Origin of the sequence: Burkholderia sp. BCC0419 (genome assembly GCF_902830285.1) — a bacterium.
Lineage (GTDB): Bacteria > Pseudomonadota > Gammaproteobacteria > Burkholderiales > Burkholderiaceae > Burkholderia.
The window spans coordinates 35,856-60,849 of record NZ_CADESR010000009.1 but is presented as its reverse complement, the minus strand read 5'-3'; the positions used below and the strand labels follow the sequence as shown (position 1 = coordinate 60,849).

Genomic DNA, 24,994 nt, shown 5'->3' with positions numbered 1-24,994 from the left:
GAAAGGAGGGCGTGATGAACGCCATTATCGATTCCAAGGCTTCCCACGATTACGTCGTCGCCGACATGGCGCTGGCCGGCTGGGGCCGCAAGGAACTGAACATCGCCGAGACCGAAATGCCGGGCCTCGTACAGATCCGCGACGAATACAAGGCGCAGCAGCCGCTGAAGGGCGCGCGCATTGCAGGTTCCTTGCACATGACGATCCAGACGGGCGTGCTGATCGAGACGCTGAAGGCGCTCGGCGCGGACGTCCGCTGGGCGTCGTGCAACATCTTCTCGACTCAGGATCACGCGGCGGCCGCGATCGTCGAAGCCGGCACGCCGGTGTTCGCGTTCAAGGGCGAATCGCTCGACGAATACTGGGAGTTCTCGCACCGCATCTTCGAATGGCCGAACGGCGAATTCGCGAACATGATCCTGGACGACGGCGGCGACGCAACGCTGCTGCTGATCCTCGGCTCGAAGGCCGAGAAGGACCGTTCGGTGATCGCGAAGCCGACCAACGAGGAAGAAGTCGCGCTGTACAAGTCGATCGCGGCACACCTCGACGTCGACGCGAACTGGTACTCGAAGCGCCTCGCGCACATCAAGGGCGTCACCGAAGAAACCACGACCGGCGTGCACCGCCTGTACCAGATGGAAAAGGACGGCCGCCTGCCGTTCCCGGCGTTCAACGTGAACGATTCGGTCACGAAGTCGAAGTTCGACAACCTGTACGGCTGCCGCGAGTCGCTCGTCGACGGCATCAAGCGCGCGACCGACGTGATGATCGCGGGCAAGGTCGCGGTCGTCGCGGGCTACGGCGACGTGGGCAAGGGTTGCGCGCAGTCGCTGCGCGGCCTGGGCGCGACCGTGTGGATCACCGAAATCGATCCGATCTGCGCGCTGCAGGCGGCGATGGAAGGCTACCGCGTCGTGACGATGGAATACGCGGCCGACAAGGCCGACATCTTCGTGACGGCCACCGGCAACTACCACGTGATCAACCACGATCACATGAAGGCGATGCGCCACAACGCGATCGTCTGCAACATCGGCCACTTCGACTCGGAAATCGACGTCGCGTCGACCCGCCAGTACCAGTGGGAAAACATCAAGCCGCAGGTCGACCACATCATCTTCCCGGACGGCAAGCGCGTGATCCTGCTGGCCGAAGGCCGCCTCGTGAACCTCGGCTGCGCGACCGGCCACCCGTCGTTCGTGATGTCGAACTCGTTCGCGAACCAGACGCTCGCGCAGATCGAGCTGTTCGTGCGCGGCGGCGAGTACGAGAACAAGGTGTACGTGCTGCCGAAGCATCTCGACGAAAAGGTCGCGCGCCTGCACCTCGCGCGCATCGGCGCGAACCTGTCGGTGCTGTCGGACGAGCAGGCTTCGTACATCGGCGTGCAGAAGGACGGCCCGTTCAAGCCGAACCACTACCGCTACTGATGCGTCGCCGCCGCCGTGCCGCCGCGCCCCGCTGCGGGCGCGCGCGGCGCGGCGGCGCGGCGGCACGGTGCCGGATCGCCGGCCGTCGCGCCATGTCCGCGTTCACGCGGGCACGCGTGGCGGCGGCGACCGCTGACCGCGCAGATCGACAACCGAACCGGAGCCCTCCATGAGCCTCATCCTCACCTGGGTCATCAACGCCCTCGCGCTGCTGATCATCACCTACCTCGTGCCGTCGATCCACATCAAGAGCTTCGGCACCGCACTGATCATTGCGGTCGTGCTCGGCCTGATCAATACGGTGATCCGCCCGGTGCTGATCCTGCTGACGCTGCCGGTCACGATCGTCACGCTCGGGGTGTTCATCCTCGTCGTGAACGCGCTGTGCTTCTGGTTCGCGTCGTCGCTGCTGAAGGGCTTCGAGGTGTCGGGTTTCTGGTCCGCGTTCTTCGGTTCGATCCTGTACAGCATCGTGTCGTGGCTGCTGTCCGCGCTGATCTTCGGGCAGCGCGACATCGGCTGACGGCCGCGCCCTCTCTTCAGAATCATGAAACCGATCGAACTCTCGTTTGAATTCTTCCCGCCGAAGACGGCGGACGGCGTCGAAAAGCTGCGCGCCACGCGCGCGCAGCTGCTGCCGCTGAAGCCGAAATTCGTCTCCGTGACGTTCGGCGCCGGCGGCTCGACGCAGCAGGGCACGCTCGATACCGTGCTCGACATGCAGAAGGACGGCCTCGAGGCCGCGCCGCACCTGTCGTGCATCGGCTCGTCGCGCGACAGCCTGCGCGCGATCCTCGACCAGTACCGCTCGCACGGCATCCGGCACATCGTCGCGCTGCGCGGCGACCTGCCGTCGGGGATGGGCGAGGTCGGCGAGCTGCGCTATGCGTCCGAGCTCGTCAGCTTCATCCGCGCCGAGCATGGCGACTGGTTCCACATCGAGGTCGCGGGCTACCCGGAGTACCACCCGCAATCGCGCTCGCCGAAGGCCGATCTCGAGAATTTCGCGCGCAAGGTGAAAGCCGGCGCGAATTCCGCGATCACGCAGTATTTCTTCAACGCGGATGCGTATTTCCGCTTCGTCGACGATGCGCGCAAGCTGGGCGTGGACGTGCCGATCGTGCCGGGCATCATGCCGATCACGAACTTCTCGCAGCTGATGCGCTTCTCGGAAATGTGCGGCGCCGAAGTGCCGCGCTGGGTCGCGCGCCGGCTCGAGAGCTTCGGCGACGATCGCGAGTCGATCCGCGCGTTCGGCGCGGACGTCGTCACGGGCCTGTGCCAGCGCCTGATCGACGCGGGCGTGCCGGGGCTGCACTTCTACACGCTGAACGCAGCGACCGCGACGCGGACGATCTGCGAACGGCTCGCGATGTAAGCGCGGTCACGCGGTTGCATGCGTAATAGCCCCGCCGGTTTGCGCCGGCGGGGCTTTTTTATCGTGAAGCCTGAAGCGTGACGCGCGATGCGTGGCGCAAACGTGCGCGCGCGTCAGCGCTGCGCCTGCATCAGCGGCGGGCGGCGGTCGAACCACGGCCGCGCCTGTTCGAGCTGCCGCGCGAGCCTGAGCAGCAACGCTTCGTCGGCGTGGCGCGCGGCGAACTGCACGCCAATCGGCAGCCCGCGCGCATTCCAGTACAGCGGCACCGACATCGCCGGCTGGCCGGTCAGGTTGAACAGCTCGGTGCAGCCGGCCCACGCGAACGCCTTCTCCGACGATTTCGCGAGCATTTCCTTCAGCAGCGGCTTCACCGGCAGCGCGGCGACCAGCTTCATCTGCGCGGATTCGAACGGCGTCGGCTGCAATTCGCCGATCTTCACCGGCGGCCCCGCGAGCGACGCGCACAGGATCACGTCGTAGCGCGACACGAGACCGGCGACCTGCACGGTGAGCTGGCGCTGCCATTCGAGCACGTCGGGCAGGCGCGTGCGCGCGAGGCGGCGGCCGACCACGGCCATCGCCCAGGTCGCGGCCTCGAATTCGCCGCGCCGCGGCGTGCGGCCGGTCAGTGCGCGCGCGCCGAGCACCATTTCCTCGGCGATCGTTGCCCATAGCGTCAGGAAGGTTTCGGCCGCGCGTGCGTAGTCGATGGGCAGCGTCGCCGGCTCGACGTGATGGCCGAGCGATTCGAGCAGCGCGGCCGCGTCGTCGAGCGCCGCGCGCGTGTCGTCGGCGAGCGCCGGCGCGAGCATCGGATCGACGACGAGGCCGATCCGCAGCGGGCCGGGCGGCGTATCGAGCGCGCCGAGGAAGGTGCCGGGCGCGCCGGGCGGCAGCGTCTGGCCGGTCGTCACGTCGAGCAGCAGCGCACTGTCGCGCACGCTGCGCGACACCGCGTGCTGGACGACGAGTTCGCCGTTCGACGGCAGGTCGACCAGCACCGGGTTGCGGCTCGGCTTCAGGCCGAACAGCCCGCAGCACGACGCCGGAATGCGGATCGAGCCGCCGCCGTCGGACGCATGCGCGAGCGGCACGATGCCGGCCGCGACGGCCGCCCCCGCGCCGCCGCTCGAACCGCCGGGCGTGTGATCGAGGTTCCACGGATTGCGGCACGCGCCGAACAGTTCCGGTTCGGTGTACGGCATCTGGCCGATCTCGGACGTGTTGGTCTTGCCGAATACGTTGAGGCCCGCCGCGCGGCTGCGCGCGATCACCGGCGAATCGTCGGCCGGCACGAAGTAACGGTAGTGCCGGCTGCCCATCGACAGCGGCAGCCCGGCGACCGCCGCGCCGAGATCCTTGACGAGATACGGCACGCCGGCGAACGGCGTATCGGCGCCGGGCTCGGGCGCGGCCGCCGCACGCTGGCGCGCGGCTTCGTAGTCCTGCAGCACGATCGCGTTGATCGCGCCGTTGACCGCTTCGGCCTGGCCGATCGCGGCGTCGAGCAGTTCGCGCGGGCTGGCTTGGCGGTCGCGCACGAGCGCGGCGAGGCCGATTGCATCATGCGCGAGATAGTCCGAGTGCATCGCAGTCACCCCCGTTGTGACTCGTGGCGATGGTGCGAGCATAACGCGGGCCCGGCGCGCCGGGCCCGCGGCCGGCGTTTTTAGAGGTGCTCGGCGAGGAAGGTCAGCGTGCGGCCGTGCGCGAGCGCCGCGGCGCGCTGGTTGTACGACGCGCGGTCCGTGCAGTTGAAGCCGTGCTCGGCGCCCGGGTACACGTGGAACGATGCGTTGTGGCGGCCCGCGAACGCGGCCTTCACCTGCTCGACGGCATCGAGCGGGATGGCGTGGTCGTTCTCCGCGTAGTGGAACAGGATCGGCTGCGTGACCTGGCCGGCGAGGTCGAGCGCGTTCTGGATGCCGCCGCCGTAATACGCGACCGCCGCATCGACCTTGCCGCTCGCGGCCGCGCGGTACGCAAGCTGGCCGCCGAAGCAGTAGCCGATCGCGGCGAGCTTGCCGGCCACTTCGGGGCGCGCACGCAACGCGTCGGCCGCCGCGCCGACGTCCGCGACCGCGAGACCCACGTCGGTCTTCTTCAGCAGCTCGATGCCCTTGTCGCGATCCGCGCCCTCATAGGTCAGCTCGACGCGCGGCTGCGTGCGCCAGAACACGTCGGGCGCGAGCGCGACGAAGCCGTCGGCCGCGTACTGGTCGGCGACCGCACGGATGTGCGCGTTCACGCCGAAGATCTCCTGGATGATGATGACGGCAGGGCCCTTGCCGCGCTTGGGCAGTGCGAGATAGCCGCCGAAGCTGTCGTTACCGGTCGGGATGTCGATCCATTGGGCAGTCACGTTCTGAACTCCTGGCGTACGGGGTGCGCGAGGCGCCCCGGAGGGTGAAAAGAGGGCGGCCTAGTGTGCCACCAATCGTCCGGTGCTGCAGTGCACGCGCGCGCTTCTCGCGCAGCGATCGTTTCGATCTCGATTATTCATTTTTCGGCGCCGCGCGGCTTCGATAGAGTCGATGTGTCGGCCTTTACAAAGCGCTTTCGCGCATCGTCATCGAAGGATTCGCCATGTCTGCCCGCTCGTTTTCCACACCCTTTTCCGAACGCTTCGGCCTGCGCCTGCCGCTCGTGCAGGCGCCGATGGTCGGCGCGACCACGACCGCGATGGTCGCGGCCGCCTCGAATGCCGGTGCGCTCGGCAGCTTCGGCGCCGGTGCACTCGCGCCGGAGCGTATCGAGGCCGAAGTCGCCGCGATCCGCGCGGCGACCGATCGCCCGTTCGCGATCAATCTGTTCGTGCTGCCCGACGTCGCGCCCGATGCGGCGACCGTCGCGCGCGCCCTCGCGGCGATCGACCCGCTGAACGCAACGCTCGGCTTGCCGCCGGGCACGGCGCCTGCGCGCTACGCGCCCGATTTCCGTGCGCAGCTCGATGCGCTCGTCGCGCTGCGCGTGCCGGTCGCGAGCTTCACGTTCGGCGTGCTCGACGCGGCCGATGTCGCCCGCCTGAAAGCCGCCGGCACTTATGTGATCGGCACCGCGACGCACGTGGCCGAAGGGCTCGCATGGCAGGCGGCCGGCGCCGACGCGCTGTCCGCGCAGGGCGCCGAGGCGGGCGGCCATCGCGGCACCTTCATCGGTTCCGCCGACGATGCGCTGATCGGCACGTTCGCGCTGGTCCCGCAGCTCGTCGATGCGACGGGCCTGCCCGTGCTCGCCGCGGGCGGCATCATGGACGGCCGCGGCATCGCGGCCGCGCTCGCGCTCGGCGCGCAGGGCGCGCAACTCGGCACCGCGTTCCTCACGTGCGCGGAAAGCGCGATCGCGCCGGACTGGAAGGCGCGCCTGCTCGCGAGCGCCGATACGTCGACGCAGGTCACGCGCGCGATCACCGGCCGTCATGCACGCGGGCTGCGCAACACGCTGATGGCGCGGCTCGGCGAGCACGTGGCCGACGCCGCACCGTATCCGGTGCAGAACGCGCTGACCCAGCCGCTGCGCCAGGCCGCGGCTCGCGCGAACGACGGCGACTACCTGTCGCTGTGGGCCGGCCAGGGCGCGCCGCTCGCGCGGCGGCGCGGCGATGCGCTGACGACGTCGCAGCTGGTCGCCGCGCTCGATGCGGAATGGCGTGCATCGGCCGCCTGAACGCTGCTTCATCCGCCAGAACCGTTGATATCGGACGGCGAAACGCGCGTGGTGTCACGCGCGTTTCATTCAATGATCCCGGGCACAAAATACCGAATCGAAATGCCTTCGGGATTGCTTTGAAACGACCTTTCGAAAGTGTGCCGGGAATTAGCGGAAACCCTTATTCGTCGGGGCTTGCAGCGCTATTCGAGTCATCCTTCCAAAGCGTGCATATCGGTAGTGTTACCACTATCCTAAAAAAGTCCCACAAATTAATTTGATCACCTACACTTGCGCGCTAGTACGGGCGGGCGGCTGCTAAAAGCGGCGGTTTTCACGTGCTTGAGGCCAAGTGCATGAACGATGCAACCGGCGAATCGTCCAGTGATTGCAAACACGGGGATGGCAGCGGGGCACCGGGCGATGGCGTTTTTTGGGACCGAACTGGAGACTTACATGAATATCAAGATGCAAAAGCTGTTGCCGATCACCGCAGCGGCGATGCTGTGCGCTGCAGCTGCAAGCAACGCGTCCGCCGATCAAGTCGTCAAGATCGGCCACGTCGCGCCGTTGACGGGCGGCATTGCACACCTGGGCAAGGACAACGAAAACGGCGCGCGTCTCGCAGTCGAGGAGATCAACGCGAAGGGTCTCACGATCGGCGGCCAGAAGATCACGCTGCAACTCGACCCGCAGGATGACGCCGCCGACCCGCGGCAGGCGACGCAGGTTGCGCAGAAGCTCGTCGACGACAAGGTCGTCGCGGTGGTCGGCCACCTGAACTCGGGCACGTCGATCCCGGCCTCGAAGATCTACAGCGATGCGGGCATCGTGCAGATCTCACCGTCGGCGACCAACCCGGCGTACACGCAGCAAGGCTTCAAGACCACGTACCGCGTGGTGGCGACCGATGCGCAGCAGGGCCCGGCACTGGCGAACTACGCGCACTCGAAGGGCATCAAGAGCGTGGCGGTGGTCGACGATTCGACCGCATACGGCCAGGGTCTCGCGAACGAGTTCGAGAAGAAGGCGAAGGCGCTCGGCCTGAAGGTGGTGTCGCATGACGCGACGAACGACAAGGCAGTCGACTTCCGCGCGATTCTGACGAAGATCAAGGGCGAGAACCCGGACGCGATCATGTACGGCGGCATGGACGCCACCGGCGGCCCGTTCGCGAAACAGGCGAAGCAGCTCGGCCTGCGCGCGAAGATCTTCGCGGGCGACGGCGTGTGCACGGAAAAGCTGGCCGACCTGGCCGGCGACGCGACCGACAACATCGTGTGCTCGGAAGCCGGTGCTTCGCTCGAGAAGATGCCGGGCGGCGGCGCGTTCAAGGCGAAGTACGAGAAGCGCTTCGGCCAGCCGATCCAGATCTACGCGCCGTTCACGTATGACGCCGTGTACATCATCGCCGACGCGATGAAGCGCGCGAACTCGACGGACCCGGCGAAGATCCTCGCAGCGATGCCGGCGACGAAGTACACCGGCGTGATCGGCACGACGACCTTCGACTCGAAGGGCGACCTGCAGCACGGCGTGATCTCGCTGTACAACTACAAGAGCGGCAAGAAGTCGCTGCTCGACGAAGTGAAGATGTAACGCGCAAGCGGCCGACAGAAGGGGTGAAAGCGCGCATGCGGCAACGCATGCGCGTTTTCTTTTTGGGCCGGCGTGCGCCGCCGCGCCGTCAGAGCTTCAGGTGCGCGAGCACCTTCGGCGCGACGAGCGCGACGAGCGCCGCACACAGCGCGACGACCGACAGGCCGATCGTCAGGTTCGCGGCCTGCGTGACTGCGCCGATCACGACCGGACCGAACAGCAGTCCGAAATACGCGAGCCCGGCCACGTGCGCGAGCCCTTCGGCCGCGTGGATGCCTTTCACGCGCGCGGCGGCTGCGAACAGCACGGGCATCATGTTGGCCAGCCCGAGGCCCATCAGCGTGAAGCCGGTCAGCACCGCGACCGGATTCGGCAGCAGCAGCGCGCCGATCATCCCCGCGCACGCGAGCGACGCGCTCGCGAACACGAGCTGCGGCGCGCCGAAGCGGGCGCGCACGGCGTCGCCCGCGAAGCGCGCGAGGGCCATCCCGCCCGAGAACGCCGCGTACGCGGCACTCGCGAGCGCCGGGCTCGCCGCGACGACGTCGCGCATGTAGACCGTCGCCCAGTCGTACATCGCGCCTTCGGCGATCAGCGCGATCAGCGCGATGCCGCCGAGCATCCACAACGCGGGCGAGCGCCAGCGGTTGCCGCCGCCGTGCGCGTGTTCGTGATGCGGCACGTGCGGCAGCACGGCCGGGCTCGCGGCCACGAGCACCGCGGCGCTCACCGCCGCCGCGAGCGCGAGATGCGCGACGGGCGCCATGCCGGCCGACAGCAGCGCGCCGCCGGCCGCCGCGCCGGCCATCCCGCCGATGCTGAACATCCCGTGCAGCGACGACATGATCGGCTTGCCGAGCGCGATTTCGACCGCGCTGGCCTCGGCATTCATCGCGACGTCGAGCGTCGCCATCGAGAAGCCGAACAGCGCGAGCACCGCGAGCAACATCCAGTAGTCGGGCACGACGAGGATCAGCGCCGCGCACGCGGACATCACGAGCCCGCCGGCGAGGCACGCGGTGCGCGAGCCGACGCGCGTGATCCAGCGCGCGATGGTCAGCATCGCGGCGATCGACCCGCCGGCGACCGCGAACAGCGCGATCGACAGCAGCCCGGGGCTCAGCGCGAACTTGTCGCGCACGGTCGGCACGTGCACGCCCCACGACGCGTACATCATGCCGGCGACGAAGAACAGCGCCATCGACGCCGTGCGCGCACGCTGGCGGGCCGGCAGCGGCAGCACGCGATGCGCGTCGGGCGCCGCGGCGAACGGGGACGACGATTCGGGGGAGGAGGATTCGGACACGGGCAGGCTCGTCAGGAAAATGCACGGGCGCACACGGCGCCCGTCGGATTTGTCCGATTCTATCGAACCGCTTACGTTCCTGCCGGGCGCTGGCCGTTCGGTCGATGCGCGGGCGATCGGGCCATCCCGCGGAGGCGGCGGCCCGGTGCTGCATCGGCCGTTCGGCCGAGGCGCAGCGTGCGGCGAGCGCGGGTAACATCGAAGCCATGCCCGACGCGCCGCCTTTCGACCGCAGGAGTCTGCCTTGAACATCGATCCCGCCTTCGCCCTGCATCTGCTGCACCGCTGCGCGCTCGGCACGCTCGCCACCCATGCGCGCGAACCGCAGGGCTTCCCGTATCCGACGGTCGTGCCGTTTGCACCCGATGCAAGCCATCAGCCCGTGATCCTGGTGAGCGGCCTGGCCGAGCACACGCGCAATCTCGCCGCCGATTCGCGTGCGGGTTTCCTCGTCGTCGATGCAAGCGGCGGCGATGTCCTGAACGCCGAGCGCGCGACGCTGCTGGGCCGGTTCGTGCCGCTCGGCGATGATCCGCACGTCACCGCGCGTTACCTGCGCTACGAACCGGACGCCGCGCGCTATCTCGCGCTCGGCGATTTCGCGTTCTGGGCGCTCGAGATCGAGCGGCTGCGCTATATCGGCGGGTTCGGGCGGATGGGCTGGGTCGACGGCACGCATCTCGATGCGCTGCCGCCGCTCGGGTTCGACGACGAACAGGCGCTGTGGCGTGCCTACGAGGCGGGCGCCGCACGCCGCGACGGGCTCGACCTGCTCGGCGTCGATCGCCATGGCGCCGACTGGCGATGCGACGGGCGCCGCGTGCGCACGCCGTTCGAGGCGCCGTCGGCCGATACCGGCGCGCTGCGCGAGCGGCTGATCGCCTGCGCACAGGATGTGACGTGACGTCGCGGGTCAGTGATTTGTCCGTTTAGCAAACCGCGTCATGTGGTTTTTCGCAAAACTGTCGTCCGATGAAAGCTTTGATTTTTTTGAATGCAGGGTAATTGCGTATGTTGATAGACCTAATAGCCAATCGCTAATGTCCTAATCTCTATGGAGGAGCGTAAAAATTTGAGAAAAGGCCGCGGCCGGTCAAAATGACATGTGCGAATTACAATTGATCTCGGGATTTTCATGAATCTCGCTTCTATCAAATCTTTTTTGTGCTAATCTCTGCCTTCGAAAATCCGAGGCACATATATTTCATGAATGGTGAGCTGGCTACAGATCGGCGCCATTGGTCAGATAGATAGAAAGGGAAACTATGTCTTCTTACAAGGACCTGCTGGCCCAGCGGGAGAAGCTGGAGAAGCAAATCGAAGAAGCGAAGTCGCGTGAATACGCTGAAGTGCTGAATGACGTGAAGCAGAAAATTGCCGACTACGGCTTTTCGCTCGCCGAACTCGGTCTCAGCCGCGCGAAGGCCGGCAAGGTCGGTCGTCCGCGCGCGGGCGTGGCGGCAAAATACCGCGATCCGGAAACGGGCGCGACGTGGTCGGGTCGTGGCAAGCCGCCGCGCTGGATCGCCGGCAAGAACCGCGAACAGTTTGCGATTTAAACGTTCGTTCAGGTTGCCCGCTCTTCAAAAGAGCCGCGTGTCCGTCGAGGAGCGCGGCTTTTTTGTTTTCCGGACGCCGGCGGGCCCCTCGGCGCTGTCACAAAAGTGTAAGCATGCTGTGTGAATGAAAATGCGACACGTTCGTATAAGCGATTGATTTAAATGAGAAATTTGTGGGTATTGGAAGAGCTTGCGGGGCGCCTTTGATAGAATTGCGTACCGCACACAGATATCTCATATTTCATGTCCACGTTTTCCGGCGACGCGCAGAGCGCAGATAAGCACGCAGTTGCGCGCAGGAGCACGCTCGTCAGTATTGTCCTGAATGTCGTGCTTGCGACATTTCAGATCGTCGTCGGCGTGATTGCGCATTCGCAGGCATTGATTGCTGACGGTGTGCATTCGATTTCCGACTTGATCTCGGATTTTGTCGTGCTGGTTGCGAATCGGCATAGCGGTGCATCGCCGGATGCCGACCACAATTACGGCCATAGCCGCTACGAGACGGTCGCGTCGCTGTTTCTCGGTGCGATCCTGATTGCGGTCGGTATCGGCATGCTCTGGCGTGCCGGCGACCGCCTCGTTAATCTCGAAAACATTCCGGCCGTGCATTTTTCCGCGCTGATTGTTGCGCTGACGGTGCTCGTATCGAAGGAAGCGCTGTTTCGCTACATGCTGCGCGAAGCGCGGCGCGTGCGCTCGGCGATGCTCGTCGCCAACGCGTGGCATGCGCGTTCGGATGCCGCGTCGTCGCTCGTCGTCGCGATCGGCATCGTCGGCAGCCTGGCCGGTGTGCGGCTGCTCGACCCGATCGCGGCGGCGATCGTCGGCTTCATGGTCGCGCGTATGGGCTGGACGTTCGGCTATGACGCGTTGCAGGACCTCTCCGACCGCGCGCTCGATACGGCCGATACGGCCGAGATCCGCGCGCTGCTCGCCGCGACGCCCGGCGTGCGCGACGTGCACGACCTGCGCACGCGCAAGATGGGCGATGCCGCGCTCGTCGATGCGCACATCCTCGTCGATCCGAAGATTTCCGTCTCCGAAGGGCATTACATCGCCGAGACCGCGCGCGCGCGCGTGCTGTCCGACCCGCGCGTGCTCGATGCGCTGATCCATGTCGACCCGGAGAACGACGCGGCGCGCCGTCCGGCGCTCGCGCTGCCGCCGCGCGGCGAGCTCGCGGCCCGGCTCGAGGCCGCGCTCGCGCAGCGCGGGCTGCGCGCGGCGGCGATCAACCTGCATTACCTGAGTACGGGACTCGAGGTCGACGTGACGCTCGATAGCGACCCGCGCGACACCGATGCGGCGCTGGCCGGCCGGCTCGATGTCGAGACGCTGAAGCGCGAGTTCGGCGCGCGCCGGATCGGCTTCACGCGCACGTTGCCCGTGCAGAAGTGACCGGCAGGCAACCGGCGGCCGCACGGGCCGGCCTGCGCGTTACAGCGGCAGTTGCGTGTCGAACTTGATTTCGCGCAGCACGACGCTCGTGCGCACCTGCGACACGGCCGGGATCTTGAAGATGCGTTCGTGCAGGAACACGTCGTAGGCCTTGATGTCCGGCGCGACGATCTTGAGGATGTAATCGGCTTCGCCGGTCGTGCTGTAGCACTCGGTGACTTCCGGGCAGGTCGCGATCTCGCGCTCGAACTGCTCGACGCCGCCTTCGTTGTGGCGCGTCAGGTGCACGTGCGCGAGCGCGCAGACGTGCAGGCCGAGCTTCTCGCGATCGAGCAGCGCCGTGTAGCGCTGGATCACGCCCGACTGTTCCATGTCCTTGATGCGGCGCCAGCACGGCGTGCTCGACAGCCCGACCTGGTCGGAGATTTCCTGAACGGAACGGCGCGCGTCGAGCTGCAACAGGCGAAGGATTTTTTGCGAAAAGGAATCGAGCGTCACCTGCGCCTCCATGCGGCAGCTACAACACGCTGAATGTTAGAGGGCCGGGGAAGGAAAGGCAATCTGGCGACGCGCTGTTGAGCGAGATTCGCTAATTTGCTCGCGGATCCGTGGGATTTTGTCCCGCCCCCGCACTTTCCGACCGATCGGTATCCGACACGGCGAGGCCCGCGAGCGCGGCCTGCTGACGGCGCAGGTCGGCGAGCATGTTGCAGAACAGCGCGCCTTGCTCGATCGCGTCGTCGAGCGCGACGTGCGTGTGCGGATGGTCGTCGAACCAGTGCTTCGGAAAGCGCGGCTTGATCGCCTTGCGGTACGGCAGGCCCGTCATCGCGAACGCGAGCGTCTTGATGTCGAGCGCCGACCACGAGAACGGGCAGCGCCCCGCGAAACGCATCATGTACCAGAACATGAATGTGAAATCGAAGCCGGCCGGCATCGCGACGAACACCGGCTTGCCGGGCAGCGCCTCGACCCATTCGACGTAGGCGACCAGCGCCGCCTCGGGCGCCTGCAGGTCGCGCCGGCAGGCGGCCCAGGCGTCGGGTTCGGTCTTCCACCAGGCTTCCTGCACCGGGTGCGCGTGCGCGCCGGGCAGGGTCTCGAGGTTCGCCGAGAACGTCGCGATCAGCTGCTTGTCCTCGGTATAGGCGGCCGACGCGAAGCTCAGCATCGAGTGCGGGCCGGGAATCGGGCCGTCGGCTTCGACGTCGGTGCTGACGTAAATTTCCGGGATGGCGGTCTGGTTCATCCGAATACCTTGTCGGACACGAACGGGTTCGTGCGGCGCTCGTCGCCGAACGTCGACACCGGGCCGTGGCCGGGCACGAACGTGACGTCGTCGCCGAGCGGCCACAGCTTTTCCTTGATCGAACGCACGAGATCCTCGTGATTGCCGCGCGGGAAATCGGTCCGGCCGATCGAGCCGGCGAACAGCACGTCGCCGACGATCGCGACGCGATGCGCGCGGCTGAAGAACACGACGTGGCCGGGCGTATGGCCCGGGCAGTGATAGACCTCGAGCGTCTCGTCGCCGAACTGCACGGTGTCGCCGTCGTTCAGCCACTGGTCGGGCTCGAAGACGTCGGCGGCCGGAAAGCCGAAGCGTTCGCTCTGCATCGGCAGCTTCTCGATCCAGAAGCGTTCTTCTTCCTGCGGCCCCTCGATCGGCACGCCGTAGCGCGTCGCGAGCGTCTTCGCGCCCGCGCAGTGGTCGATGTGCCCGTGCGTGAGCAGCACCTTCTCGACCTGCACGTTCTGTCGCGCGACTTCCTGTTCGATCCGGTCGAGATCGCCGCCCGGGTCGACGACGGCGGCGCGGCCCGTCTTCTCGCAGACGAGCAGCGAGCAGTTCTGCTGGAACGGCGTGACCGGAATGAGCGTGACTTTCATGGAGGCACCGGCGGCTAAAAGGACCGATTGTACCGGTCGCGCGCGCCGCCTGCCGTGCGTGCGATGCATGCCGCGGCGCGCGGACGAGGGCATTCCCGGAGCATGCCGATTGTTACAGCCATAGCGAGAATCAATGGTCCGCCGGGGGCGCTTTTCGAGACAAGGTTTTGATTTATGTATAATGCGGACCATTGCGCGTGAATTTCACGCAATTCGCTGGTGTTTCGGCCCCGTTAAACGAGGCGTCCGATTCACCGTCAAGCATCGCCCGCCGGGGAGTCCGGCGGTGTATCCAGCACCGAACATTCGGTGCTCACGTCTTGTCCGGCCGGGCGCTGCGCGCCCGCCTGCGGCCCTGCTGCCGCGCCGCCGGATGAGGCCTGTGCCGCCGTTCCTGTGCGTTGGTCGTATCGACGCGCGCGAACGTGAAGCCATGTTCGATGGCGGCATGTGGGGTCTGGTCAGGCTGTTGGGGACAGGTTGCGCCAGACGTGAAAGCTAATCAGGACGGTTGCGGCCTAGACGAACGCCGCGCCCATGCTAGCCGCCTGCTCGCATTCGAGCGGGGCGTGCACGCATTTGCCGTCCGGGCCGCATCTCTGCGTTGTGAAGCAGCGTTGTATCGATGCAGCCCGAACCACAAGGCGACACGTCGATGAATTTACGTTTTCCGAGCCGATTCGGGACCATTGCATTATTTTTTGCGTTGACGGGCTGCGCGGTGCCACCCAGCCAGACCACCGGCAGCGCGAACCAGAAGAACGCGGTCGACAAGACGGCCGCTGCCGCGAAGGCGGACAACGACAAGCAGCAACTGAATTTCGATTCCGCGCTGGCATCGATGCCGGCTGCCGACACCAAGGACGCGAAGAAGTCGTCGCTGGCGGAGGCTGAGCCGATCGACGGCAAGGACGTGTCCGACTTCCGCCAGTCCGGCCGCGCATCGTGGTACGGGCGGGATTTCCACGGCCGCCGCACCGCGAACGGCGAGCGTTTCAACATGAACGCGCTCACCGCCGCGCACCGGACGCTGCCGCTGTCGTCGTACATCAAGGTGACGAACGCGTCGACCGGCAAGTGGGTCGTCGTGAAGGTCAACGATCGCGGGCCGTTCAAGCGCGGCCGCGTGCTCGACCTGTCGTACGCGGCTGCCAAGGTGATCGGCCTCGTGCACGCCGGCACGGGCCGCGTGAAGATCGAAGGGCTGTCGCCGCAGGAAGCGCGCGAGGCACGCGACGAAATGCTCGCGTCGATCTCGACGAGGTAACGCGGCGGATCGTCCGCTCATGCACAAAGGGCTGCCTCCCGGCAGCCCTTTGTCGTTTCTGCGCGCCGGCGTCGCGCGTCAGCCTTCCTTGCCTTCCTTCAGCACGAGCGCACGCGCATACAGCGTGTTGCGCGATGCGCCCGTCAGCGCGGCCGCGAGCTTGGCCGCGCTCTTCACCGGCACCTCTTCCAGCAGCAGCCTGAGCAGCGCGTCGTGCGCGGTGTCGTCGGCGTCGCCGCTGGCTGCCGGCGCGCCTTCGACGACCAGCACGAACTCGCCGCGCTGCCGGTTCGCATCGCCGGCGAGCCAGCTCTGTCCTTCGGCCAGGGTGCCCTGGAACAACTGCTCGTGTAGCTTGGTGAGCTCGCGCGCGATCAGCAGCCGGCGCGCGGGGCCGAACGCGTCGGCGAGCGCGGCGACGGTTTCGGCGATCCGGTGCGGCGCTTCATAGAACACCAGCGCGTACGGGTGCGACGCCAGCGCCTGCAGCGCGGTCGCGCGTTGTTTTGCCTTCGGCGGCAGGAAGCCCGCGAACGTGAACGCGCCGGCCCAGTCGCCGGCCACGCTCAGTGCGGTCACGGCCGCGCTCGGGCCCGGCAGCGGAACCACCGTGAAGCCGGCGGCACGCACGGCGTCGACGAGCCGCGCGCCGGGGTCCGAGATGCCGGGCGTGCCGGCGTCCGACACGTAGGCCACGCGTTCGCCGCCACGCAGCAGTTCGATCATGCGCTGCGCGGCTTCGCGTTCGTTGTGCTCGTGCACGGCGACGAGCGGTTTCGAGATCCCGTAGCGGGCGAGCAGCTGGCCCGTGTTGCGGGTGTCTTCGGCCGCGATGCGGTCGACGAGGCCGAGCACGTGCAGCGCGCGCAGCGTGATGTCGGCCGTATTGCCGATCGGCGTGGCGACCACGTAGAGCGCGGCGTCCGGGTAGTGCTGCGTATGCGCGAGTTCGAGGAGGGCAGTCATGGCAGGCAATGCACGCAATCGCGGCACGAGCGGAACAAGGACGGCATTGTGCCACGCGGCGCCGGCCGGGCCGGATGACGCGCGCGGTCGGCCGCATTCGGGCGACAACGTTTCCGGCGCGGCGCGATCCAAACCGGTCGGCGCGGCGTTCGAGCAGCGCGCGCGACAGTTTCTCGAGCGTCATGGTCTCGGGTTCGTCGCCGCGAACGTGACGATGCGCGGCGGCGAGCTCGATCTCGTGATGCGCGAGCCCGACGGCATGCTCGTGTTCGTCGAAGTGCGCGCGCGGCGCAGTACCCGGCATGGCGGCGCGGCCGCGAGCGTCGGCTGGCGCAAACGGCGGCGTCTGGTCGCGGCTGCGTTGCAGTTCTGGTCGCGGCACGGCGCCGGCGCCGCGTGCCGTTTCGACGTCGTCGCGTTCGAGGCCGGACGGCTTGCGTGGCTGCGCGACGCATTTCGTACCGACGATGCGTAGCCGCGAGCTGTGACGAGATGTAAAGAGTTCTTGCCGGCCCCCCGGAGAGGGCGCCGGAGTACGGTAAACTCGCCGCACCCACGATGTCGCGCGAGTTGTGCCGCGCGCCCAGTTCACCAGGAATCGATGTCAGTCGAACGTATTCAGCAACAATTCCGCGACAGCGCCGCGCTTCATGCCGAAGCGGCCGACGCGCTGTCGCTGCCGATCGCAGCCGCGGTCGATGCGATGTTCGCCGCACTGGCGAACGGCAACAAGATCGTCGCGTGCGGTGACGGCCCGTCGGCCGCCGCCGCGCAGTACCTCGCCGCGTCGCTCGTCGGCGGTTTCGAGCGCGAACGTCCGGGCCTGCCCGCGATCGCGCTGGCCACCGACGCGTCGCAGGCCGGCCTCGCGGGCGCGGCCGCCGTCGAGCAACTGTTCGCGCAGCAGGTGCGCGTGCTGGGCCAGACGGGCGACATCCTGCTGGTGCTCGACGCGGGCGGCGCATCGCCGCGCGTGCTCGCGGCGATCGACGAGGCGCACGACCGCGAGATGACCGTCGTCGCCTTGACGGGCGGCAACGACCACACGGTCGCGGCCGCGCTGTCCGACACCGATATTCCGATCAGCGTGCCCGCCGTTCGCGCGGCGCGCATCCACGAAGTCCATCTGCTGACCATCCACTGCCTGTGCGACGGCATCGACGCGATGCTGCTGGGTGAGGATTGAACGAAGGAGAGCCGTCGATGAATCAAAGTCGCGTCAAACAGACGCTTGTCAGAACCACGCTGCTCGCCGCGCTGACGGCGGGCCTCGCCGTGTCGCTGCAGGGTTGTGTGCTCGGGGTCGTGGGCGCAGCGGCCGGCGGCGGCGCGCTGATCGCGACCGATCGCCGTACGCTCGGCGCGCAGACGGAGGATCGCGAGATCCAGGTCAAGTCGCTCACGCAGATCAACAACGGGTTGCCGGACCAGTCGCACGTGAACGTGACGGTGTTCAACCGTCGCGTGCTGCTGACGGGCGAAGTGCCGAACGATGCGTCGAAGCAGCGCGCCGAGGAAATCGTGCGCGGCATCAACAACGTGAACGGCATCGTCAACGAGTTGTCGGTCGAGCCGGCGTCGTCGCTGTCGTCGCGCGCGAACGACTCGTACCTCGAAGGGCGCGTGAAGTCGGAGCTGATCGCGACGAAGGGCATCTCGGCGAACTACTACAAGGTCGTCAGCGAACGCGGCAATCTTTACCTGATGGGCCTCGTGACGGTGGACGAAGGCAATCGCGGTGCGGAAGCCGCGAGCCAGGTGCCGGGCGTCGAGAAGGTCGTGAAGGTGTTCCAGTACGTGAAGCCGCAGGACGCGCAGGCGCTGCAGGATGCGTCGCCCGCGAGCGGCGCATCCGGCGCGCAGGCGGCTGCCGCACCGGCGGACAGCGCGACGGTCGGCGCGGTGCCTGACGCATCGGTGCAGTCCGCGCCGCTGCAGCCGCCCGCGCCGATCTCGAATTCGTCGAACGTGCATCCGGGCAATCCGAAGGCGAAGGCGCAATGACGGGCAGGCAGATAAAGCAGATGAAACGATGGATGGTGCAGGGCGCCGCGGCTGCGGCGCTCGTGGCCGGCACGCTGGGCGCCGCGCATGCGGACGTCGGCGACGGCCTGAAGGTGGCGCGCAGCAACGCGTGCATGGGTTGCCACGCGGTCGACCGCAAGCTCGTCGGCCCGTCGTTCAAGGATATCGCCGCGCGCTACAAGGCCGATCCGCAGGCCGTCGCGAAGCTGTCGAAGAAGGTGAAGGACGGCGGCTCGGGTGTCTGGGGCGCGATTCCGATGCCGGCGCATCCGCGCATGAGCGACGCCGACGTGCGTTCGGTGGTCGAATGGGTGCTGGCCGGCGCGCCGTCAAAGTAACGCATCGGGGTGACGTAACCCCTATTGCCAAGCGCGGAAATGCGTGTGTATGATGATTGACTGTTGGGGCGGTAGCTCAGCTGGGAGAGCGTCGCGTTCGCAATGCGAAGGTCGGGAGTTCGATCCTCCTCCGCTCCACCAACGGAATTCGAAAGGCCCGATCGCAAGATCGGGCCTTTTTGTTTTTCTGCGGATCCAGTGGCCGACGAGCTAGGTTGCCAACTCGTGGATCAATCTGAACGTCGGCACCGACAGCACCGCGAACCCCACCGTAATGACCGCGAGCACCGCGGTCCTCTTCCGCAGCAGCGCGCAGAGGGCGATCGACAGCCCATAGAACGCGCAGGTCAGAATGAAGATCCACCACAGCGCCGCATAGCCCGCACCACCTTCGAAATTCGATACGTTCTGCGTGATCCGGGTTGCGACAAAACCAGCGACGGTCATGCTCGCGGGCAGACACAGCACCGAATACAGCACGAAGACGATGATCTGCCGCGGTGTCGGATCGGATGACGTCATGGCGAGAGCGTTCTTTTGCGGATGGATGAGGACGCCCGACCGCCCGCCGTGCGGGCCGATTCAGGCAGCCGGCAGGATGCGACCGTTTTCCGCGTTTGGCAACCGCCACCCGCCCGCCGTCCCGTCACCCCCGCCCTAAACCCGCCCTAAACTCGGCCGCTTCGGATCATACGTCCACCCCGGCACCAGATATCGCATCGCCACCGCGTCGTCGCGCGCGGTGCCGCCCACCTCGTTGTACAGCGCATTCGCGGCCTCGACCTGCTCCATGTCCAGCTCGATGCCGAGCCCCGGCCGTTCCGGCACGGCGACCTTGCCGCCGACGATCGCAAGCGGTTCGCGCGTAAGCCGCGCGTCGCCTTCCTGCCAGATCCAGTGCGTGTCGATCGCGGTGATCGTGCCGGGCGCGGCCGCGGCCGCATGCGTGAACATCGCGAGCGACACGTCGAAGTGGTTGTTCGAGTGCGAACCCCACGTGAGTCCCCAGTCGCGGCACAGCTGCGCGAGCCGCACCGAGCCCTGCATCGTCCAGAAATGCGGGTCGGCGAGCGGGATGTCGACCGCCTGCAGCCGCACCGCATGATCCATCTGCCGCCAGTCGGTCGCGATCATGTTGGTCGCGGTCGGAATCCCCGTCGCGCGGCGGAATTCGGCCATCACCTCGCGGCCCGAATAGCCGCCTTCCGGCCCGCACGGATCTTCCGCATAGGCGAGTAGGTGGCCTTGCCCGCGGCACAGCGCGACGGCCTCGTCGAGCGACCACGCGCCGTTCGGGTCGAGCGTCGTGCGCGCGTCGGGAAAGCGCGCGTTGATCGCCGCGATCGCTTCCATCTCGTCCGCGCCGGTCATCACGCCGCCCTTCAGCTTGAAATCGGCGAAACCGTAGCGCTCGACCGCGGCTTCGGCCTGCCGCGCGATCGCGGCCGGCGTGAGCGCCGCTTCGTTGCGCAGCCGGAACCATGCGTCCGACGCATGCGCTTCGTCGCGATACGGCAGATCGGTGCGGCGCCGGTCGCCGATGTAGAACAAATACGCGAGCATCGGCACCGCGTCGCGCTGCTGGCCTTCGCCGAGCAGCGCCGCGACCGGCACGTCGAGGTGCTGGCCGAGCAGATCGAGCAGCGCGGCTTCGATCGCGGTGATCACGTTGTCGAGCCGCAGGTTGATCTCGTGCGGCTGGCGCAGCACCGCCGCCTCGCCGGCCGACGTCACTTCGTGGCGGATCGTGCGCCCGCCGCCGGCGCCGGACAGCGCCTCGCGCACCGCGTTGAGCGTTGCCTGGTAGCGTCCGATCGACTGGCCGACCACGAGATCCGTCATGCGCTCGAGCGCGTGGCGGATGCCTTCGCCGCCCGGCACTTCGCCGACGCCCGTATGCCCGCTGCTGTCGTCGAGGATCACCAGGTTGCGCGTGAAGTACGGCGCGTGCGCGCCGCACAGGTTGAGCAGCATGCTGTCGCGGCCGGCGACGGGAATCACCTGCATGCGTGTGACGCGCGGGGTGCCGGCACGGCTGGGTTCGGACATCGGTTCGCTCCTGGTTCCGGTGGCGTGCGGGCCGCCGGACGCGCCGGCGCGGCCCGCGCCGTTCATTGAAGCTCGACGCGGCGGATCTCGCCGACGACGAACAGGTAGCAGATCACGGCGACGAGCGCATGCGCGACGACATAGACGAGCGCGCCGTTGAACGAGCCGCTGCGGTCGACGATATAGCCGATCGCGATCGGCGTCGTGATGCTGGAAAGATTGCCGCACGTGTTGAGCAGCGCGCCGCTCAGGCCGGCGATCTGGCGCGGCGCGGTGTCCGCGTTGACGGCCCAGCCGAGCGCGCCGAGCCCCTTGCCGAAGAACGACAGCGCCATGAACACCACGACGAGCACGTGCGAATCGGTGTAGTTGCAAACGATCATCGACATCGACAGCAGCATGCCGATCACGATCGGCACCTTGCGCGCGACCGACAGCGACCGGCCCTGCTTGAGCAGCGCATCGGACACGACGCCGCCGAGAATCCCGCCGAGGAAGCCGCACACGGCGGGGATCGACGCGACGAGCCCCGCGTTGAGGATCGACATCCCGCGCGCCTGTACGAGATAGACGGGGAACCACGTGATGAAGAAGTAGGTGAGCGCGTTGATGCAGTACTGCGCGACGTACACGCCGACCAGCATCCGGTTCCTGAGCAGCGCTTTCACGTGGCGCATCGACGGGCCGCCGTCGCGCGCGCCCGTCGCCTGGTCGATGTTGACGAGCGCACCGCCTTCGGCGAGGTAGTCGAGCTCCGCGCGGTTGATGTTCGGGTGCGCGTTCGGGTCGTACATCGTGCGGTTCCACACCAGCACGAACGCGAAGCCGAGCACGCCCATCACCGCGAACACCGACTGCCAGCCGAACGCGTGCACGAGCCAGCCCATCAGCGGCGCGAACACGACGGTCGCCGCGTACTGCGCGGCGTTGAAGATCGCCGACGCGGTGCCGCGCTCAGGCGCCGGGAACCACGCGGACACGATCCGGCTGTTGGCCGGGAACGACGGCGCCTCGGCCGCGCCGACCAGGAAGCGCAGCCCGAACAGCAGCGCGAACGCGGCCGCGCCGCCGAAGAAGCCGATGCCGCCCTGCAGCAGCGTGAACAGCGACCAGAAGAAGATACTGAACGCATAGACGATGCGCGATCCGTAGCGGTCGAGCAGCCAGCCGCCCGGCAGTTGCGCGATCACGTACGACCAGCCGAATGCCGAGAAGATGAAGCCCATCTGCACATGGCTCAGGTGCATCGAGCGGGCCAGCGCCGGGCCCGCGATCGCGATCGCCGCGCGATCCGCGTAGTTGATCGTCGTGACCGCGAACAGGACGGCCAGCACCAGCCAGCGCACGCGGGTACGCCGGGCCGTTGCCGATGCGGACACCGGCAGCGCGTGAAGCGGATTCATGACTTGTCTCCTCCGAAGGGCGGAAGGTGCCGTCGTGCGGCAGGCGCGTCGGGTGCGCGCGTTTTCGTGGATGCGTGCCGCCAGCGGAAGGCCGGGCACCGGACGCCGATGCAGGCGGAGCGTCCGGGCCATTCTGTCATGTCGAAATTTGCGCTTTCATGCCAATTGCTGACTTGATCGATTCAGCATTTGAATCGATCGAATGAGGTGCGCGGTCATGCGTGCGCGTCGTCCGCGCCGCTGCCGTGATGGCGCGCCACATGCTGCGCGAGAAACTCGACGGCGGCGCGCACGCCGGGCAACTGGCCGCGCCGGTGCGGCATCAGCAGCGTCGTCGTGACGGTGCCGGCGCACCAGCCGGGCAGCACCCGCACGAGTGCGCCGGACGCGAGCGCGGTGCCGGCGATCCAGTCGGGCAGGCACGCGAGGCCGAGGCCGGCCGTCGCTGCCTGCAGCAGCAGCGTCGATTCGTCGGCCTGCAGCCGCAGGCGCGGCGTCACGTCGACGGCGTCGCCGCCGCGCTGCAGCCGCCACGGCTGCGGGCCCGGGTGGAGCCCGTCGTGCTGCGCGAGATCGGCCGGCGTGTCGGGCATGCCGGCTCGCGCGAGATAGGCTGGCGCCGCGACGACGACGATCGGCGACGCCGCGAGCGGCCGTTGCACGAGCGCGGAATCGGGCAGCGGCGCGAAATGGCTGCGCACCGCGATGTCGAAGCCTTCCTGCGCGATGTCGACGAGGCGGTCGCTCGCATGAATCTGCAGCAGCAGCTTCGGGTGCGCGATCGCCAGCGCCGGCAGGCACGGCGCGAGGATGTGCTGCGCGACCGGCACCGAGCTCGTGATGCGCACGACGCCGGCCGGCTCGGCGGCCTGCCGCAGCACCGCGTCGCGCGCGCTGTCGGCCTCGATCACGGCGGCGCGCGCATGCTCGAAGAATTCGGCGCCGACCGGCGTGAGCCGGAAGCTGCGCGACGTGCGATGCACGAGCCGCGCGCCGAGCGTGCGCTCGAGCTCGGCCACGCGCTTGCTGACCGTCGATTTCGGCAGGTCGAGCCGGCGCGCGGCCGCCGACATGCTGCCTGCATCGACGGCCTGCACGAACAGGTAGAGGTCGTTCAGATTCATTTCCAGCGTCCACACGGAGAAACGACGGGTTTCAATTTTAGTGGCTACTGCGCCATCGTTCGCCATGGGAGCATGACTGCTCGTTCAACTTCTGCGGAATTCCCGATGTCCCCGATCCTTCTCTACGGTATTCCCGCCGGCTGCTCGTTCGGCTCGATCGTCGCGCTCGAATGGACCAGCCGCCCGTACCGGCTGTCGCGCATCACGATGCCGGGCCTCGTGACGAGCGATGCGTTCCTTGCGCTGAACCCCGTCGCCGAGACGCCGGCGTTCGTCACCGCGAACGGCGACGTGCTGACCGAAAGCATCGCGATCCTCGGCCATATCGGCGCGCAGGCGCTCGACAGCGGCCTCGCGTTTCGCCAGGGCAGCGCGGATTTCGACCGGATGAACCGGATGCTGGCGTGGCTGAACACGACGTTCTTCAGCGCGTTCGGCGCGCTCTGGTACGTGTACGAACACGACACCGAAGGCGCCGAGAAAGCGGCGCTGCAGGCGTACGGCCGCGGCAAGGTGCTGAAGGCGCACCGGCAACTCGAAGCGCTGCTCGAGCGCGGCGAAGGCCCGTGGCTGCTCGGCGCGCGGCGCACGCTGGCCGACGCGTACTTCGCCGGGATCGCGCGCTGGGCCGACTATCACGCGGTGTTCGAGCGCGACGCGTTCCCGCTCGTCGCCGCACTGCGCGAGCGGCTCGCCGACGATGCCGGCGTGCAGTTCGCGCATGCGATCGAGGAGAACCTGCCGCCGCCGGCGTCGTCGGCGTTCGAAGGGCATGTATCGCTCGACGACGCGCTGGCCAGCGCGCGCGGCATCGTGGCGCCGGCGCGGGCGATCTGATCGGCCACCGCGGTCGCCCCCGCAGGATGGAATTCGATGATGACGATGGTTTTTTTACCCGGATAATATTGACATCCAATTAATACCCGGATAAAAATAACGTCATTCTGATTCTTGCCTGCGGGCGACCACGATGACCTCTTCCACGTTCCTCCCTTCATACACGGCCTTCGACGGCCACCAGCGGCTCGCCTCAGGCCCGCTCGCGACGGTCGCGCTCGCGGTTCGGCAGGCGGCCGGCGACGCGATGCCCGGTTCGACCCTGATCTTCGACGACGCGACGGGCCGCTCGATCGACCTCGACCTGCGCGGCACGGCGGACGACATCCGCGCGCGCTATGCGGTGCCGTCGGGCGACGCATCCGGCGGCGCCGGCGAGCCGGCAGGCGCAGGCGCAGGCGAACAGCGCGGCCGTGGCCGGCCGAAGCTCGGCGTGGTGTCGCGCGAGGTCACGCTGCTGCCGCGTCACTGGGAATGGCTCGGCGCGCAGCCGGGCGGCGCGTCGGTCGCGCTGCGCAAGCTCGTCGAGGACGCGCGGCGCACGCATGCGGCGGCCGACCGGCAGCGCGACGCGCAGGCGCGTGCCTACCACTTCATGTCGGCGATGGCGGGCGACCTGCCCGGTTTCGAGGAAGCCGCGCGGGCGCTGTATGCAAACGATCCTGCGCGGCTGGCCGAGCTGGTTGCCGGCTGGCCGGACGACGTGCGCGACCATGCGCTCGCATTGGCGCGCGGCGATCTGCCGCCGTCCGCCGACGACTGCTGACG

26 protein-coding genes and 1 tRNA gene are annotated in these 24,994 nt (G+C 67.6%); 16 read left to right on the top strand and 11 right to left on the bottom strand.

The features are described 5' to 3' along the window. Nucleotides 1-14 precede the first annotated feature (14 nt). The 3 genes from ahcY to metF all read left to right on the top strand — a co-directional run bounded on the left by ahcY (nucleotide 15) and on the right by metF (nucleotide 2,811). Entirely contained in the window at nucleotides 15-1,433 is a 1,419-nt protein-coding gene (ahcY, locus tag HWW87_RS29830) for an adenosylhomocysteinase (RefSeq protein WP_175823315.1), read from the top strand. A 169-nt stretch (nucleotides 1,434-1,602) separates the two neighbouring features. Continuing rightward, a complete protein-coding gene (locus tag HWW87_RS29825) occupies nucleotides 1,603-1,956 on the top strand; it encodes a phage holin family protein (RefSeq protein ID WP_027783248.1) in 354 nt (117 codons plus the stop codon). 24 nt (nucleotides 1,957-1,980) lie between these two features. Then, a complete protein-coding gene (gene metF / locus HWW87_RS29820; RefSeq protein WP_175823314.1) occupies nucleotides 1,981-2,811 on the top strand; it encodes a methylenetetrahydrofolate reductase [NAD(P)H] in 831 nt (276 codons plus the stop codon). A 113-nt stretch (nucleotides 2,812-2,924) separates the two neighbouring features. Here metF and HWW87_RS29815 read toward each other — a convergent pair whose 3' ends face one another. Together HWW87_RS29815 and HWW87_RS29810 are read right to left on the bottom strand one after the other, a co-directional pair. After that, complete coding sequence (locus HWW87_RS29815; RefSeq protein ID WP_175823445.1) at nucleotides 2,925-4,403, bottom strand: amidase family protein; 1,479 nt, start codon at nucleotides 4,401-4,403, stop codon at nucleotides 2,925-2,927. Nucleotides 4,404-4,483: 80 nt separating this feature from the next. Further along, nucleotides 4,484-5,176 carry a dienelactone hydrolase family protein gene (locus HWW87_RS29810; protein WP_175823313.1) on the bottom strand — a complete coding sequence of 231 codons (693 nt, stop codon included), beginning with the start codon at nucleotides 5,174-5,176 and terminating at the stop codon, nucleotides 4,484-4,486. A gap of 224 nt (nucleotides 5,177-5,400) precedes the next feature. On the opposite strand from HWW87_RS29810, the gene HWW87_RS29805 reads away from it, so the two are divergent. Then, nucleotides 5,401-6,480: a nitronate monooxygenase gene (locus HWW87_RS29805; RefSeq protein ID WP_175823312.1), complete on the top strand. Its 1,080-nt coding sequence runs from the start codon at nucleotides 5,401-5,403 to the stop codon at nucleotides 6,478-6,480. A gap of 438 nt (nucleotides 6,481-6,918) precedes the next feature. Continuing rightward, a complete protein-coding gene (locus HWW87_RS29800; RefSeq protein WP_175823311.1) occupies nucleotides 6,919-8,061 on the top strand; it encodes a branched-chain amino acid ABC transporter substrate-binding protein in 1,143 nt (380 codons plus the stop codon). Between the two features lie 88 nt (nucleotides 8,062-8,149). On the opposite strand, the gene HWW87_RS29795 is transcribed toward HWW87_RS29800, so the two are convergent. Beyond that, nucleotides 8,150-9,367 carry an MFS transporter gene (locus HWW87_RS29795; RefSeq protein WP_175823310.1) on the bottom strand — a complete coding sequence of 406 codons (1,218 nt, stop codon included), beginning with the start codon at nucleotides 9,365-9,367 and terminating at the stop codon, nucleotides 8,150-8,152. Between the two features lie 244 nt (nucleotides 9,368-9,611). On the opposite strand from HWW87_RS29795, the gene HWW87_RS29790 reads away from it, so the two are divergent. From HWW87_RS29790 to HWW87_RS29780, 3 genes are all read left to right on the top strand, one after another. After that, complete coding sequence (locus HWW87_RS29790; protein WP_175823309.1) at nucleotides 9,612-10,271, top strand: pyridoxamine 5'-phosphate oxidase family protein; 660 nt, start codon at nucleotides 9,612-9,614, stop codon at nucleotides 10,269-10,271. A 361-nt stretch (nucleotides 10,272-10,632) separates the two neighbouring features. Then, nucleotides 10,633-10,926 carry an H-NS histone family protein gene (locus HWW87_RS29785; RefSeq protein ID WP_006491875.1) on the top strand — a complete coding sequence of 98 codons (294 nt, stop codon included), beginning with the start codon at nucleotides 10,633-10,635 and terminating at the stop codon, nucleotides 10,924-10,926. 243 nt (nucleotides 10,927-11,169) lie between these two features. Next, complete coding sequence (locus tag HWW87_RS29780) at nucleotides 11,170-12,327, top strand: cation diffusion facilitator family transporter (protein WP_174432416.1); 1,158 nt, start codon at nucleotides 11,170-11,172, stop codon at nucleotides 12,325-12,327. A 39-nt stretch (nucleotides 12,328-12,366) separates the two neighbouring features. Here the strand turns inward: HWW87_RS29780 and HWW87_RS29775 are convergent, their stop codons facing one another. The 3 genes from HWW87_RS29775 to HWW87_RS29765 all read right to left on the bottom strand — a co-directional run bounded on the left by HWW87_RS29775 (nucleotide 12,367) and on the right by HWW87_RS29765 (nucleotide 14,217). Next, nucleotides 12,367-12,837, bottom strand: coding sequence for an Lrp/AsnC family transcriptional regulator (locus HWW87_RS29775; protein ID WP_006477376.1), 471 nt, complete (start codon nucleotides 12,835-12,837; stop codon nucleotides 12,367-12,369). 79 nt (nucleotides 12,838-12,916) lie between these two features. Next, nucleotides 12,917-13,576 (bottom strand): exonuclease, encoded by a 660-nt coding sequence (locus HWW87_RS29770; RefSeq protein WP_175823308.1) that lies wholly within the window; start codon nucleotides 13,574-13,576, stop codon nucleotides 12,917-12,919. After that, nucleotides 13,573-14,217: an MBL fold metallo-hydrolase gene (locus HWW87_RS29765; protein WP_012327719.1), complete on the bottom strand. Its 645-nt coding sequence runs from the start codon at nucleotides 14,215-14,217 to the stop codon at nucleotides 13,573-13,575. Before HWW87_RS29765 ends, HWW87_RS29770 begins: the two co-directional genes overlap by 4 nt. A gap of 655 nt (nucleotides 14,218-14,872) precedes the next feature. On the opposite strand from HWW87_RS29765, the gene HWW87_RS29760 reads away from it, so the two are divergent. Then, on the top strand, nucleotides 14,873-15,484 hold the full coding sequence (locus tag HWW87_RS29760; RefSeq protein WP_175823307.1) for a septal ring lytic transglycosylase RlpA family protein: 612 nt from the start codon (nucleotides 14,873-14,875) through the stop codon (nucleotides 15,482-15,484). Between the two features lie 78 nt (nucleotides 15,485-15,562). On the opposite strand, the gene rsmI is transcribed toward HWW87_RS29760, so the two are convergent. Then, a complete protein-coding gene (gene rsmI / locus HWW87_RS29755) occupies nucleotides 15,563-16,450 on the bottom strand; it encodes a 16S rRNA (cytidine(1402)-2'-O)-methyltransferase (RefSeq protein WP_175823306.1) in 888 nt (295 codons plus the stop codon). 46 nt (nucleotides 16,451-16,496) lie between these two features. Here rsmI and HWW87_RS29750 point away from each other — a divergent pair, with 46 nt between their 5' ends. The 5 genes from HWW87_RS29750 (at nucleotide 16,497) to HWW87_RS29730 (ending at nucleotide 18,954) form a co-directional block, all read left to right on the top strand. Next, nucleotides 16,497-16,925: a YraN family protein gene (locus HWW87_RS29750; RefSeq protein WP_175823444.1), complete on the top strand. Its 429-nt coding sequence runs from the start codon at nucleotides 16,497-16,499 to the stop codon at nucleotides 16,923-16,925. 126 nt (nucleotides 16,926-17,051) lie between these two features. Then, on the top strand, nucleotides 17,052-17,636 hold the full coding sequence (locus HWW87_RS29745; protein ID WP_175823305.1) for an SIS domain-containing protein: 585 nt from the start codon (nucleotides 17,052-17,054) through the stop codon (nucleotides 17,634-17,636). A 17-nt stretch (nucleotides 17,637-17,653) separates the two neighbouring features. Then, a complete protein-coding gene (locus tag HWW87_RS29740; RefSeq protein ID WP_175823304.1) occupies nucleotides 17,654-18,454 on the top strand; it encodes a BON domain-containing protein in 801 nt (266 codons plus the stop codon). Further along, the gene (locus tag HWW87_RS29735) at nucleotides 18,451-18,813 is read left to right on the top strand and encodes a c-type cytochrome (protein ID WP_175823303.1); all 363 of its coding nucleotides are present in this window, start codon (nucleotides 18,451-18,453) and stop codon (nucleotides 18,811-18,813) included. Before HWW87_RS29740 ends, HWW87_RS29735 begins: the two co-directional genes overlap by 4 nt. Before the next feature lie 65 nt (nucleotides 18,814-18,878). Continuing rightward, nucleotides 18,879-18,954, top strand: a tRNA-Ala gene (locus HWW87_RS29730). A 69-nt stretch (nucleotides 18,955-19,023) separates the two neighbouring features. Here HWW87_RS29730 and HWW87_RS29725 read toward each other — a convergent pair. From HWW87_RS29725 to HWW87_RS29710, 4 genes are all read right to left on the bottom strand, one after another. Next, nucleotides 19,024-19,335: a hypothetical protein gene (locus HWW87_RS29725; RefSeq protein WP_175823302.1), complete on the bottom strand. Its 312-nt coding sequence runs from the start codon at nucleotides 19,333-19,335 to the stop codon at nucleotides 19,024-19,026. 135 nt (nucleotides 19,336-19,470) lie between these two features. Next, complete coding sequence (locus HWW87_RS29720) at nucleotides 19,471-20,862, bottom strand: enolase C-terminal domain-like protein (protein ID WP_175823301.1); 1,392 nt, start codon at nucleotides 20,860-20,862, stop codon at nucleotides 19,471-19,473. A 62-nt stretch (nucleotides 20,863-20,924) separates the two neighbouring features. After that, nucleotides 20,925-22,265, bottom strand: a complete 1,341-nt coding sequence (locus tag HWW87_RS29715) for an MFS transporter (RefSeq protein ID WP_174432426.1) — start codon at nucleotides 22,263-22,265, stop codon at nucleotides 20,925-20,927. Between the two features lie 215 nt (nucleotides 22,266-22,480). Next, complete coding sequence (locus tag HWW87_RS29710) at nucleotides 22,481-23,455, bottom strand: LysR family transcriptional regulator (protein WP_175823300.1); 975 nt, start codon at nucleotides 23,453-23,455, stop codon at nucleotides 22,481-22,483. A gap of 39 nt (nucleotides 23,456-23,494) precedes the next feature. Here HWW87_RS29710 and HWW87_RS29705 point away from each other — a divergent pair, with 39 nt between their 5' ends. Further along, a complete protein-coding gene (locus HWW87_RS29705) occupies nucleotides 23,495-24,226 on the top strand; it encodes a glutathione S-transferase (RefSeq protein ID WP_175823299.1) in 732 nt (243 codons plus the stop codon). A 133-nt stretch (nucleotides 24,227-24,359) separates the two neighbouring features. After that, nucleotides 24,360-24,992 carry a DUF2239 family protein gene (locus HWW87_RS29700; RefSeq protein WP_175823298.1) on the top strand — a complete coding sequence of 211 codons (633 nt, stop codon included), beginning with the start codon at nucleotides 24,360-24,362 and terminating at the stop codon, nucleotides 24,990-24,992. The last annotated feature ends 2 nt before the right edge of the window (nucleotides 24,993-24,994 follow it).